This is a genomic window from Mesorhizobium sp. P2_C5_2 (assembly GCF_056404535.1).
Map to the genome: position 1 here is coordinate 263628 of NZ_JBFUDV010000003.1, position 12106 is coordinate 275733.

A 12106-nucleotide genomic window follows, 5' to 3' on the forward strand; every position below is an offset into this window, starting at 1 on the left:
AAAGTCATTCCATGCAAGCCAAGCGCAACGGCGACATATCATTCTGGTATGCGGATCTGGGAGCGGTTCCCGCGCCGCGGCCGCCCTTGCCCGGCGACATCGAAGCCGACGTCGCCATTGTCGGCGCCGGCTATACCGGCCTGTGGACCGCCTATTATCTGAAGAAGGCGAAACCCTCGCTGCGCGTCGTGATTGTCGAGCGCGAGTTCGCCGGCTTCGGCGCTTCGGGCCGCAATGGCGGCTGGCTGTCGGGCGGCTTCAGCTGGTCGCGCGAAAAGTATCTCAAGACATCGAGCCGGCAAGGCGTGATGGCGATGCAGGCGGCGATGGCAGGCTGCGTCGACGAAGTGATCCGGGTGGCGACTGAGGAAGGCATTGATGCCGACATCCGCCGCGTCGACAATCTGACGGTGGCCACCAATGCAGCGCAGCTGGAGCGCGTGCGCGAAGAGTGCGAGACAATCCGCTCGTGGGATTTCGATCCGAACCGCGTCGAGATGCTGCACGCCGCCGAAACGCGGGCGCGCATCAACATCCGCAACGTCATGGGCGGCTTCGTCGTTCACGGCCAGGCGCGGGTGCAGCCGGCCAAGCTGGTACGCGGGCTGGCCGAAGCCGTCGAGCGTCTGCGCGTGCCGATCTATGAGAAGACGACGGTGACCGCTATCGCCAAAGGCAGGGTGACGACGGACCGAGGCACGGTGCGGGCGGAAACCATCATCCGCGCGACCGAGGGGTTTACCGCAGGCATTCCCGGCGAGGAGCGGACCTGGCTGGCGCTCAACAGCGCGCAGATCGTGACCGAGCCGTTGTCGCCGGAGCTGTGGCGCGATATCGGCTGGGAAGGGCATGAGCTGCTTGGCAATGCGGCGCATGCCTATTGCTATGCGCAGCGCACGCGTGAGGGCCGCATCACCATGGGCGGGCGTGGCGTGCCTTACCGCTACGGGTCGCGCACCGACGTCAATGGGCAGACGCAGCAGGCCACGATCGACCAGTTGCACACGATTCTGACGATGCTGCTGCCGCAGACCAAGGGCTGCCGCATCGACCATGCTTGGTGCGGCGTGCTCGGCGTGCCGCGCGACTGGTGCACGACGGTCGGCCTCGATCCCGCGACCCGCATCGGCTGGGCCGGCGGCTATGTCGGGCTCGGCGTGTCGAGCTCCAACCTTTCAGGGCGCACGCTGGCCGATCTTGTTCTTGGCCAGAACACCGAGTTGACGCAGCTGCCCTGGGTCAATCGCAAGGTCCGGCCATGGGAGCCGGAGCCCTTCCGCTGGCTTGGCGTGCATTCGATGTACCAGCTCTACAGCGTCGCCGATCGACGTGAGGCTGCAGGGCTTGCGCACACATCGAAGCTGGCCGCGATCGCCGACAGCATCACAGGCCACTAACGCCATTTGTTTTCACGCAATTCCCAGGGAAACCGCTTCCTGGAATTGCCCTGATTGACGGAGTACGACTTGATCGACCTTTCGACCTTCCACGATCTCGCCAAGGCTGAGATCGGCGCGTTCTCACCCAAGCCGACCTGCATTGAAGGGGATCAGCTCGAGGCCGCGCGCTCGTTCTTCCAGTCGCCGGACGGAACCGTCGATATCGGCATCTGGGAGTGCACGCCCGGCCGCTTCACCGCCGATCGTTCGGACTCCTCGGAGATCTGCCACATCATTTCCGGGCGCGTGGAACTGAGCCGCATCGATGGTGAGGTGCGCGAACTCGGTCCAGGCGATCTGCTCGTCCTGCCGCAGGGCTGGAAAGGCGAGTGGCGGATACGCGAGACCACGCGCAAGCTCTACATGATCCAGTCAGCCGGCTGAGGGGCGCTGCCCGGCTCAGACGACATCAGTGGTCGATCGGGCCCCTCGGCGAGACCAGCGCGGTGCCAGCGGTCGTCGGGCGCTCGATCAGGCGGCGCACGCGCGGCGGTTCATCGCCGCTGTGCAGCGCCCGCACCCGCTCGGTGACGACGGCGTCGGCATGGGTGGCGCGCCGGTTGTGGCGAATGTATTCCAGCCAGGTCGGCGTGTGGTAGTGCTCGATCCAGACGGATGGATTTTCAAGATCGCGCGCGAGTGTCCAGTTGCGGGCGCCGTCGCGGCGGCGGATGCGTCCGCGCTCTGCCATGGTGGCGAGGAATTCGGCCACGTCCTCCTCGCGGATGATGTATTCGATCATGATCGCGATCGGGCCGCTGCGCGGCTTGAGGTCGAGGCCGAGATGCGGCTCCTTGAAGCGGTTGAGCGGATCGAGGTTGAGCGCGGCCTGTTGCGGCAGGGGCAGGAGCAGGCCGATGGCGCCGCCGACAAGCATCGCGATGGCGGCCGCAATCAGCGCGGTTTCGGCGCCATGCGCATCGGCAACGACGCCCCACACCCAGCTGCCCAGCGCAATGCCGCCGAAAGTCGCCGTCTGGTAGACCGAAAGCACCCGACCGACGACCCAACGCGGTGTCGACATCTGCACGGTGACGTTGAAATGCGACAGCGCGATCACCCAGCAGGCACCGCCGATGAGCAGGCCTGCCGCGGTCTGCCAGGCATCGTGGCTGATTGCGGCGTTGAAGGCGCAGACGGCGAAGCCGGCGAAGGCCATGCGCACCATCGTCTCGCTGGACAGCAATTGCCGCAGCCGCACACTGATCAGCGCGCCGCCGACGGCGCCGATGCCGAAGGCGCCGAGCATGATGCCGTAGGTCAAGGCATCGCCCTTGACGACGTCACGCGCCACCAGCGGCAGCAGCGCCAGCACCGCACCGGCGCTGAAGCCGAAGGCCAAGCCCCTGACCAGCACCTTGCCGATGTTGGGCGACATGGCGACATAGCGCAGGCCGGCGCCCATCGCGGCGCCCAGCGTCTCGCGCGGCAAGGTCGAGACCGGCAGCTCCGGCTTCCAGCGGAAGAGCACGATGATGAGGCCGATATAGCTCAGCGCATTGGCGGCAAAGGCAGCGGCCGCACCGGCAGCGGCGACGATGATGCCGCCGATCGCCGGGCCGACGCTGCGCGTCAGGTTGAAGCCGAGGGAATTCAGCGCGACCGCTGCCGGCAGCTTGTTGCGCGGCACCATATCGCCAACCGATGCCTGCCAGGACGGGTTGTTGAGCGCCGTGCCGCTGTCGATCAGGAAGGTGAAGGCAAGCAGCGTCCACGGCGTCATCCAGCCGTTCCAGGTGAACAGCGTCAGAAGCGCCGAGACGACCAGCATGAAAACCTGGGCGATCAGCATCACCTTGCGCCGATTGAAGCTGTCGGCGATGGCGCCCGCCACAAGCGCAAACAGCATGATCGGCAGCGTGGTCGAGGCCTGGACCAGCGCCACCTGATAGGGTGAAGTGGCGATGGTGGTCATCATCCAGGCGGCGCCAACGCCCTGGATCAGGCCACCGAAATTCGACACCAGGCTGGCCGACCAGACGGCGCGGAAGATGCCATGCCGGAACGGCGCCAGCGCCGAAACGCGTTCGCTGTCCGGCTCGTCATCGATCATCAGATCTGTCCCACCTTCATGCGCTGGTTTCGTCCGCCGGGACGACAATCAGGGCATTCGCTTGAAATAGAGCACGACATCCAAAAGGGCGAACGCGCCTTCGAAAAACATCATGGTCCAACAACAGGATAGCAAGGCAAAAATACGTCAGCCGGCAAGGGGTCCGCTGCCCAGAGCGATGTTCTCTTTGGTCCACCGCGCCGGGGTATCGGCCGGGCGAAGTCAGCTTCTGTCCCGGGCAGCGGCATGCAGGGCTTCGGTCAGCGCGCCTGTCGTCTCGCCGCCGGCGTGAAGGCGCAGGAAAAGCTCCATGCCGACAAGCCGCAGCCTGGAGGGCTGCTCGCGCCGCGCGAGTTGGATCATGTCCTCCACGCTGGCTGTGGGCCACTTCATGGCATCGCGCAGGAAGCCGCCGCGCAGCAAGGTCTCCGTGCCGGCCGAAAATTCGGACGACATGTCGAAGCCGATTTTGCGCGCCTGGACGTTCTGGCGCGGGATATGCTTTTGCGCGACCTTTCGCAGAAGCCACTTTCCTGTCTTGTCGCGGTATTTTTGCCGCCTCGGCAAATGGATCGCAAAATCGATCAGGCGGTTCTCCAGGAACGGGACCCGGAGCTCCACGGACGCCGCCATGCTCAGCCGGTCGTGCCGGTGCAGGATGTCCTGCAGATGCGAATAGAGGTCATAGAGGCAGCTGCCGAGAAAGGCGCGATCGGCGGGCGGCGTCACCGGCTCCAGGCAATCGAATATCTCGGTCTGCAGGAAATTCAGCTCCGGCGACAAAGCGCGCAGGACCATGCTGCGCTCCATTTGTGAGTGGCCGCCAACCGAGAGCTTGTAGGGGGCGCGGCGCTGTTGTTCGAATCTCCGGTCGAGCGAGCGCTTCGAATGCAACAGACGCCGGGGCCACGACCAGGAGCGCCACTTCTTCATGCTCAAGGCCTGCAGAGGGTAGCCGCCAAACAATTCGTCGGCGCCTTCACCGGTGAGCAGCACCTTGACGCCATCGGCCCGGCATTGTTCTGCAAGCGCCAGCAGCCCGACATGGCTGGCATGCCAGCCATCGCTTTCCAGATGCCAGATTACTCTTGGCCAAAGTTCGAAAAACCGGCCCCTGTCGACCGGCACCCGGCGCAAGGGCACGCCGACATGGCGGCCGGTGCGTTCGGCGTCTTCGGCCTCGCTGCGGCCGAGCTGCGGGTCGACGACATAACCATGGATCTCCGGCCTGAACGGCTTCGCCAGCGCCGTGATCAGGCCGGAATCGACGCCGCTGCTGCAGGCCGTGGCGACGTTGGTGTCGGCGATGCAGTGAAGTCCGACACTGTCCTTGAGCAGCGCCTCGAGCGTTGCCATGTGCTCGGCGTCCGAGGATAGGTCGCCGGTGATGCGTGCGGTCTCCAGCACGTCCAGCACATGCCAGAAGCGGCGCTTTTCAATACCGCCATCGGCGATCTTCCACAGGCCGGCGGGTGGCAAGCGCTCGATGCGGTCGAACAGGCTGTAGCTGGAATCGCGGCTCTGCCAAGCCAGCCGCAAGGTCATCTCGCGGCTGTCGATATCGCGCGGAAAACCGTCGCAGGCGAGGATCGCCTTGTCCTCAGAGGCAAACAGGATCCGCTCCGGCGTATCGGCCACCGACATCGGCTTGATGCCGAGACGGTCGCGAGCGAGCCAGAGCGCACTGTTGCGAGCGTCGAAATAAGCGAAGGAAAACATGCCGTCGAACAGCGGCACGGCCTTTTCGGGACCCCAGTGATGCAGGGCTTCGAGCACCACTTCGGCATCGCAGATGGTTCGAAAGACGACGCCTCGTGCCTGCAGCGTCTCGCGCAGCGACCGGTAATTGTAGACCTCGCCATTGTAGACAAGAACGCCTTGGCCGGACGCGGTCAGCATCGGCTCGCGGGCAGCGGGTGAAGGATCGATGATGGTCAGCCGACGGTGCCCGAGAGCCAGCCGTTTGTTGCTCCAGCTGTCATGATCGTCGGGGCCGCGATGCACCAGCGCCTGCATCATACGGGCGACATCCGACAGGTCGTTGGCGTCGATCGGGTTTCGCTTGCGCCAGACGCCGGCTATTCCGCACATGGCCTGCCGGTCAATGTTGCCTGGGTCATGACTCGCAATCTAGCCGGAACCAAGCAGGCTGCAAGCGGCACTGCTCACTACGCAATTCCTCAGGGAAAGCACGACACACTTTTCCTGGAATTGCTTCTAGAACCCGTTTTCGATGCGCTCGAAGATGACGTTGGTGAAGGCTGAGATCTGGCTGCCGATGAACGGACCGGTCAGCGCCACGACCAGCATGATGGCGACGATCTTGGGAACGAAGGTGAGGGTGATTTCCTGGATCTGGGTCAAGGCCTGGATCAGCGCGATGCCGATGCCGACCGCCATGGCGACCAGCACCACCGGCGCGGAAGCGGTGAGCACCGTCCACACCGCGTACTGGACGATGTCGAGCGCGTCGGCCTCGTTCATGTGAGCGCGCCTCTACGGAACCGGATCTAGCTGGCCGGCTTTATCGAAACGCCCGCGCCGACCGGCACTTCGGTGCCGTTCTGTAGTACCGCGATCAGGCCGTTGCTGGCAAGCTTGACGGAGGCCACGACGCCAGTCGTGTTGCCGTCGGCGGAGGTGATCGAACGGCCGATCAGTGCGTCCGCCTGCGACAGCGCCGAGGACTGCATGATCTGGTCGAGCTTGGTGTTGGTCTGCACCGATTGCTCGACCTGCGAGAAGGTGGCGAGCTGGGCGACATACTGCGTCGAATCCATCGGTTTCGTCGGATCCTGGTTTTTCATCTCGGCGATCAGCAGCTTCAGGAACGACTGGTAGTCGACCGCTGTCTTCGAAGTCTGCTGGGTGCCCTGGTTGGCGCCCGTCGGGATTGTCGTCGTCATGTCCACATTCATTAGTGTGCTCCCACGGCCAGCGGGCGCTTTGCGCCCTGAACATCGTCATTGCCGCCAAGCGCGCGGCGTTCGAGAGGATAAAGCGCACGGATAGCCTTCAGCGCTTCATAGATATGGTCTTCGCCGACCATGCGGTCGATCTGCTTCAGCGCGCCGTTGATCTGCTCGTCCTCGAAGCTTGCCAGCAGCAAAGGCAGCGAGCGGCGGAACATGGCCCGCGCCTCGACGGCGCCGGCCGGGTTCATCAGCATGACCTGCAGGATAAAGTAGAGCTGCTTGAGCGGTGTCGAGGCCTCTTCGGCCTGGATGACATGGTTCTCGAGCAAAAACTGCACGTCGTTCATCAGCTCGACGGTGACCTTGCGGTCGACGCGGATGACGGCGCCGTTGATGTAGATCTTCTCGTTCGGCTTCAGCGATATCTTCAGCGTGTTGGTCATTGAATGCCATCCCGGATGATCTGGGACACTTCGATCAGGCCTTCGAAATTGTCGGTGCGGCCCTGGCGGATGTCCTCGGCCTCGCGCAGCAGCCAAAGGCCGATGGAGATGAGGTTGGCGCGCAATTCCTTGGGCAGGACATTGTCGCTGGAGCCGAGATCCTCGACGAAGGTGGTCCAGACCCGGTTGGTGAAGTGCAGCGCCTCGACCGCTTCCATCGAGGTGTGGCCGACAGCGGCCGCCGCCGCCAGCATTTCGATCGAGCGGGTCAAAAGCTGCCGCTCGCGGTCCTTGGCATCGGTGACGGAGTCGGTCTGGACGTCGGCGTAGGAGAATTGGTACATCGTTTGGCTCTACCGTTGCGGTTGAGATTTTCAGGTCAGGTAGTTCAGCAGGCTCATCTGCTGCAGGCGCGCGGTCAGCGCGAAGGACGTCTCGATATGCTGGGTCAGATCCGCGACGCGGGTGGCGGCCTCGGCCGGGTCGACGCCTTCGAGATCGAGGATGTGGCGTTCGAACAGGTCGACCTGCGTTTTCATGCGATCGCTGGCGTCGGACACACGCTTTTCGGCAAGGCCGGTCTCGGCCTGCAGCTGGCCGAGCCCGCCCAAGGCCTCGCCGACCATCGCCTGGGCGCGGCCGACAACGGTGGTCTTTGCCGCATCGCTGAGGTTGCCGGACAGCAGGCCCGTGACCATGGCGGAAGCCATGGCGAGCTTGCGGATGCTGTCGTCATTGGCGCTGGCCGAGGTCTGGGTGGTTTCGCCGAGTGAAATGCGGCTGACGATCTGCTGGTCGGTGGCGTTCGACCAGTTGGTCTGCCAGCCCGCGCCCATGAACTGCGGCACGACATTGCTGGTGATGAAGCCGTCCATCTGGGCGGCGGTGATGTTGGCGGCGAGCGGATCGCTCTGCGTGAAGCCGAAATAGGACGAGAAGGAAGCGTCGAACGCCGCCTTGGCTGGCGAGCCGGTGGCAGTGAAGTCGTCGATCGGCTTGACGTCGGTGTTGGTGCCGGCAAACAGATATTCGCCGTTGACGCTGGCGTTGAGGATCGAGGTCATCTGCTGCACGGCGGCCCTGCCGGCTTGCTGTGTGATGGCGCTCGAGGAATTGCCGGCGGCGGTCAACGCGGTCAGCAAGTTCTGTGCGGTGTCGGAAAGCTGGCCAAGCGCAGCCTGCGTCGAGGACAGCCGGGCGGTGACCAGCGAATTGGAATCAATGATGACGTTCAACCGGTCGAGATCGCGCGAGAAGGTCACTGCCTGCGAGGTGCGCGCGCCGAGCGCAAGGCCGACATCGGCGACGGTGCCGGTCGTCGATTCCTTGGTGGCTTTGACCAGTTCGGCCTGCATACGCATCTGCTGATAGCGCGCGGCGTTGGAAAGGGCGGCTGAGGAGACGGATGTGGCTTTCATGGCTTATCCCACGGCATCGAGCAGGGACGACAGCATGTCGTCGACGGTTTTCATCATGCGCGCCGAAGCCTGATAGGTGTGTTCGAGGTCGAGCAGCAACGACATCTCCTGGTCGACATTGACGCCGGTGTCGTTGGACAGCGCCTCGGCGGTGCGCGAGGCCAGCGCTTCCTTGGCGTCGGCGTTGCTCGAGGCCTGCTGGCGCTGGCCTTCGAACCAGCCAATGGCGTTGGCGGCATAGTCGGAGACGCTGGAGGTGACGGTGATGCCGGCCGAAGCGTCGAAAGGCATCGGCTTGTCGAGCTTGTCGCCGTAGCCGATCAAGAGCTGCGAATAGGAGGCGTTGCCAGCGGTGTTGGCGATATAGACAGCACCATTGGCGCCGCCGTCGCGCAGCAGTACCGGATTGCCGCCGACGCTCGGATCCATTGCGGCGTTGACTTTGATCGAGCCGGCAAGGCCGTCGATCAGCGTGCCGGCGGCCGGAATGGCGGGCGCGCCCGACCAGGTGAACAGGCCGGTTCGGTCGGGCTGCGAAGGCGCGGTCTCGGCAAAGGCGGTGATAAGGCCCCGCGCGACTTCGTCGAGCTGGCTCTGCATGGTCGCGGCGACGCCGTCACGCAAGGTGATCAGCCCGGCGAGCTTGCCGTCGGCGCTGGTGTTGCCGCCGGTGCCGGCGCTGACCGGCACATTGTCGATATAGATGGTGTTGCCGGGTGTACCGGCGGTGTAGCCTGCCGACGGCGCGAAACTGACCGAGCGCGGAATGGTCTCGAACAGAGTCGTGCCGTCCTTGGTGGTGATGACCATGTCGTTGTCGCCGCGCGTGAAGGTCGACACCGGCACATAGTCCGCGATCTTCTTCAGCAGGGAGTCGCGCTGGTCGAGCGCGTCGGACGCGTCCGTGCCCGAACGGGTAGCGGAGATGACCGCCTTGTTGGCGTCCTGGAACTGGCTGAGCAGCGAGTTGAGGTCGTTGACCGCGGTGGCGATCTCGCCGTCGGCCTGGGTGCGGAAATCCTGGATAGCCTTAGTGCCGTCGTTCAGCGAGCGCACCACCTGCTGGGCCGCATCGATGACGCTGGAACCGAGATTCTGGTTGGATGGCGTGGCGGCGTAAAGCTGCAGCGCGTTCTGCAGGTTGCCGATCGCGGTCGAGGCAGAGGAGGCATTGTCGACGCCGTTGACGGCAACCGCGAGGCGGTCAATGCCGCTGTAAAGCGTGCTCTGGCCGCTCCATGCCGATTGCGCGCTGAGGTTCTGGCGAAACAGCAGGGCATTGGTGGCGCGCTGGATCTCTACGGAGCGGGCGCCGGGCGCGGCGCTGATGACGACCGCCGTGCGGCGGGCATAGTCGGGATTGCTAGCGTCGGCAATATTGCGGGAAAGGACGCTGGTCTGCTTCGACGTGGTCTGAAGCGACTGTTGGGCTATGGTCAATGCGGAAGTCAGCGACATGCGGGTCTTTCACGAGGCCAGTGGGAGGGGGATGACGTTTCTGCCCTGTCGGCGGTGTCAGCGTTCGGAAACCTCCAATTCCAAACCACACCAGCCGGTTTGCCGGTGTGGCCTTGAATTCGAACTCCGCGCACCGCGCCGCTCTGGTTTGGGTTCATCCCACTAGCGCCCGTTGTTTATCTCTTCAGGTTGACAAGGACGTCCATGAGGTCGGAACCGGTCTGGAATACTTTCGAGTTTGCGGTGTAGCTGCGCTGCGCCGCGATCATGTTGGTCAATTCCTCGGCGATATCGACATTGGAATTTTCCAACGCGCCGGAGATGATGCCGCCGAGCTTGCCTTCATTGGCGAAGCCGATGCGCACGGTGCCGGAGTCGGTGGATTGCGCATAGACATTGCCCGGCAGCGCGGTGAGGTTGTCTGGGCTCTGGACGTCGGCCAGCGGAATCTTGAACAGCGGCTTGGTCGAGCCATCCTGGTACTGGGCATAGATTACGCCGTCTTCGCCGATCTGGATCTTCTCGATCGTGCTGGGGGCGTTGCCGTTGACCTTCGCTTCGGACACGGTGAAGCCGGTGCCGAGCTGGGTCAGCTTGGACAAATCGAGGTCGAGCGACGCACCGCCAGGTACGGGGATCGTAATTGAGTCGACCGCGCCGGTGAGCTTGCCGGTGGTGGTGTCGAAGGTCAGGTTGGCTGTGGCCAGTGCGCCGCCCGTATAGGGGAAGGAGGTGCCGGGCGTCGCCTTGGATTGGTCGAACACCGAGACGGACCAGGTGCCGGTGCCGGTATTGGTGAAATAGACGTCAAGCAGCTTTTTGTTGCCGAGATTGTCGTAGGTGACCATCGAGGATTTCGACGTGTATTCCGCGGTCGGGCTGTTGCTGGACGGCAGCGGACCTGCGGGTGGCGTGGCGCCGGCCGGCAGATTGGCGTTGAAGTTGCCCGTGGTGCTGGGCGTCGCCGTCATTTCCTGGTCGGAGATCTCGACCGGCACCAGTCCTTCGAAACCGTTGGCGGTGGCGGCAGGTGTGCCGTTGGCGTAGCTGTAGGCCATCAGCTGATAGCCGGCCGCATTGACCAGCCTGCCCTGGGCATCCGGAACAAAAGCGCCGGCGCGGGTGAGGAAAGGCGTTCCGCTGGGGTCCTGGACGACGAAGAAGCCGTTGCCGTTGACCGCGAGGTCGGAGACCGAGGTGGTGTATTGCAGCACGCCCTGGGCGCTGACCGCTGAGCGGATCGTGGTGTTGACGCCGCCGGAATTATAGGCACCGCCGACCTGCGGCATGACCAGCGTCGAAAACTCGGCCGAGGACCGCTTGTAACCGGTGGTGTCGGAATTGGCGATGTTGTCGGCCACGGCGGACAGGCGGTTGGCCTGTGCGTTCATCCCGGAAACGCCGGTCCGCATCATTCCGTAAAGGCTCATCGAAACGTCTCCTCAATGCCCATGTCTGTGGTCGCGAGGGTATAATTTCTGTCTTGCGCGAGGCTGGCGCGGACCGCCATCAGAACACCAGCCGGTAGCCGAGGAAGCGCTTGGAATCGATCGGGTCCTGGCCGAGCTTCTCGCGCAATTTCTTGCGCAATTTGCTGATGTGGCTCTCGACCACGTTCTCCTCGACCTCTTCGTCGAAAATGCCGTAGATGGCGTTGAAAACCTGGGTCTTGGTGACGCGGCGTCCGCGATTGCTCGCCAGATATTCGAGGATGCGGCGTTCGCGGCGCGGCAGTGGCAGCGGCTGGCCATCGATCTCGGGATCGCGGCCGTCCATGAAGATGCGCATGGCGCCGATCTCGGTGTAGCTGACGTCCCCATGGGCGCGGCGGCGGATGGCGGTGATGCGGGCCAGGATTTCGCGGATATGGACCGGCTTGCGGATGACGTCGTCGACGCCGCTCTCGAACAGCCGCAACGTATTTTCAAGCGAGTGCTGTTCGCTGAGCGCAATGACCGGCGCGCCGGTGCGGTCGCGGATCTGGCGTGGCGAGATGGCTCCTTCGCGGCAATCGCCGATGAGGAAGGCGCGGACCGACTTCAAATCGGTGTCGGCAGCCGATGTCACCCACTCGCCGAATTCGCCAGGTGCGAAGCCCGCACAGGCGACCCCCTCGCGATCGAAAAGTGAGTTATACCCCTCAGTTACGAGCTCACGCTCGTCAACGATTACAATCATCGGCCCCGCCTCCGAATCAGATCATCTGCCCCGTGGGAAGAGGCGTAACCGGTGCCGGGAATCCTGAACAACCATCATTTCTTGTAGCTATTTTCTTGGGAGTTATTTCGGGTTTCGAAATAACAGCAGTCACGGAGTTGTATCGTTGGCGGCTGATACCGGGGACGTGCCGGGGCACCGGCAGGGTTGGGGCCTGTTCATA

Annotated in this window: 12 protein-coding genes; 2 read left to right on the top strand and 10 right to left on the bottom strand. The window is 63.8% G+C overall.

Translation table 11 applies throughout. The features are described 5' to 3' along the window. Positions 1–11 precede the first annotated feature (11 nt). Together AC1D1B_RS12605 and AC1D1B_RS12610 are read left to right on the top strand one after the other, a co-directional pair. On the top strand, positions 12–1397 hold the full coding sequence (locus AC1D1B_RS12605) for an NAD(P)/FAD-dependent oxidoreductase (protein WP_477332565.1): 1386 nt from the start codon (positions 12–14) through the stop codon (positions 1395–1397). Positions 1398–1466: 69 nt separating this feature from the next. After that, the gene (locus AC1D1B_RS12610) at positions 1467–1823 is read left to right on the top strand and encodes a cupin domain-containing protein (RefSeq protein ID WP_477332567.1); all 357 of its coding nucleotides are present in this window, start codon (positions 1467–1469) and stop codon (positions 1821–1823) included. A 25-nt stretch (positions 1824–1848) separates the two neighbouring features. Here the strand turns inward: AC1D1B_RS12610 and AC1D1B_RS12615 are convergent, their stop codons facing one another. The 10 genes from AC1D1B_RS12615 to AC1D1B_RS12660 all read right to left on the bottom strand — a co-directional run bounded on the left by AC1D1B_RS12615 (position 1849) and on the right by AC1D1B_RS12660 (position 11904). Further along, entirely contained in the window at positions 1849–3492 is a 1644-nt protein-coding gene (locus AC1D1B_RS12615; RefSeq protein WP_477332569.1) for an MFS transporter, read from the bottom strand. 222 nt (positions 3493–3714) lie between these two features. Next, positions 3715–5583 carry an asparagine synthase (glutamine-hydrolyzing) gene (gene asnB / locus AC1D1B_RS12620; protein ID WP_477332571.1) on the bottom strand — a complete coding sequence of 623 codons (1869 nt, stop codon included), beginning with the start codon at positions 5581–5583 and terminating at the stop codon, positions 3715–3717. Positions 5584–5709: 126 nt separating this feature from the next. Continuing rightward, positions 5710–5976 carry a flagellar biosynthesis protein FliQ gene (fliQ, locus tag AC1D1B_RS12625; protein WP_127853917.1) on the bottom strand — a complete coding sequence of 89 codons (267 nt, stop codon included), beginning with the start codon at positions 5974–5976 and terminating at the stop codon, positions 5710–5712. A gap of 26 nt (positions 5977–6002) precedes the next feature. Next, positions 6003–6410: a flagellar hook assembly protein FlgD gene (gene flgD / locus AC1D1B_RS12630; protein WP_477332573.1), complete on the bottom strand. Its 408-nt coding sequence runs from the start codon at positions 6408–6410 to the stop codon at positions 6003–6005. Continuing rightward, positions 6410–6850, bottom strand: a complete 441-nt coding sequence (gene flbT / locus AC1D1B_RS12635; protein WP_477332575.1) for a flagellar biosynthesis repressor FlbT — start codon at positions 6848–6850, stop codon at positions 6410–6412. Before flbT ends, flgD begins: the two co-directional genes overlap by 1 nt. Then, the gene (gene flaF, locus AC1D1B_RS12640; protein ID WP_477260922.1) at positions 6847–7194 is read right to left on the bottom strand and encodes a flagellar biosynthesis regulator FlaF; all 348 of its coding nucleotides are present in this window, start codon (positions 7192–7194) and stop codon (positions 6847–6849) included. Before flaF ends, flbT begins: the two co-directional genes overlap by 4 nt. Before the next feature lie 30 nt (positions 7195–7224). Further along, positions 7225–8268, bottom strand: coding sequence for a flagellar hook-associated family protein (locus AC1D1B_RS12645; protein ID WP_477332577.1), 1044 nt, complete (start codon positions 8266–8268; stop codon positions 7225–7227). A 3-nt stretch (positions 8269–8271) separates the two neighbouring features. Continuing rightward, positions 8272–9726, bottom strand: coding sequence for a flagellar hook-associated protein FlgK (gene flgK / locus AC1D1B_RS12650; protein ID WP_477332579.1), 1455 nt, complete (start codon positions 9724–9726; stop codon positions 8272–8274). A 176-nt stretch (positions 9727–9902) separates the two neighbouring features. Then, positions 9903–11156, bottom strand: coding sequence for a flagellar hook protein FlgE (locus tag AC1D1B_RS12655; RefSeq protein ID WP_477332581.1), 1254 nt, complete (start codon positions 11154–11156; stop codon positions 9903–9905). Between the two features lie 79 nt (positions 11157–11235). Further along, entirely contained in the window at positions 11236–11904 is a 669-nt protein-coding gene (locus AC1D1B_RS12660; protein WP_477332583.1) for a response regulator transcription factor, read from the bottom strand. Between the last annotated feature and the right edge of the window lie 202 nt (positions 11905–12106).

Bases quoted from the DNA above. Each gene is read 5' to 3' on its own strand.
- AC1D1B_RS12605 (WP_477332565.1), top strand. From the start codon at position 12: ATGCAAGCCAAGCGCAACGGCGACATATCATTCTGGTATGCGGATCTG.
- AC1D1B_RS12615 (WP_477332569.1), bottom strand. From the start codon at position 3,492: ATGATCGATGACGAGCCGGACAGCGAACGCGTTTCGGCGCTGGCGCCG.
- asnB (WP_477332571.1), bottom strand. From the start codon at position 5,583: ATGTGCGGAATAGCCGGCGTCTGGCGCAAGCGAAACCCGATCGACGCC.
- fliQ (WP_127853917.1), bottom strand. From the start codon at position 5,976: ATGAACGAGGCCGACGCGCTCGACATCGTCCAGTACGCGGTGTGGACG.
- flgD (WP_477332573.1), bottom strand. From the start codon at position 6,410: ATGAATGTGGACATGACGACGACAATCCCGACGGGCGCCAACCAGGGC.
- flbT (WP_477332575.1), bottom strand. From the start codon at position 6,850: ATGACCAACACGCTGAAGATATCGCTGAAGCCGAACGAGAAGATCTAC.
- flaF (WP_477260922.1), bottom strand. From the start codon at position 7,194: ATGTACCAATTCTCCTACGCCGACGTCCAGACCGACTCCGTCACCGAT.
- AC1D1B_RS12645 (WP_477332577.1), bottom strand. From the start codon at position 8,268: ATGAAAGCCACATCCGTCTCCTCAGCCGCCCTTTCCAACGCCGCGCGC.
- flgK (WP_477332579.1), bottom strand. From the start codon at position 9,726: ATGTCGCTGACTTCCGCATTGACCATAGCCCAACAGTCGCTTCAGACC.
- AC1D1B_RS12655 (WP_477332581.1), bottom strand. From the start codon at position 11,156: ATGAGCCTTTACGGAATGATGCGGACCGGCGTTTCCGGGATGAACGCA.
- AC1D1B_RS12660 (WP_477332583.1), bottom strand. From the start codon at position 11,904: ATGATTGTAATCGTTGACGAGCGTGAGCTCGTAACTGAGGGGTATAAC.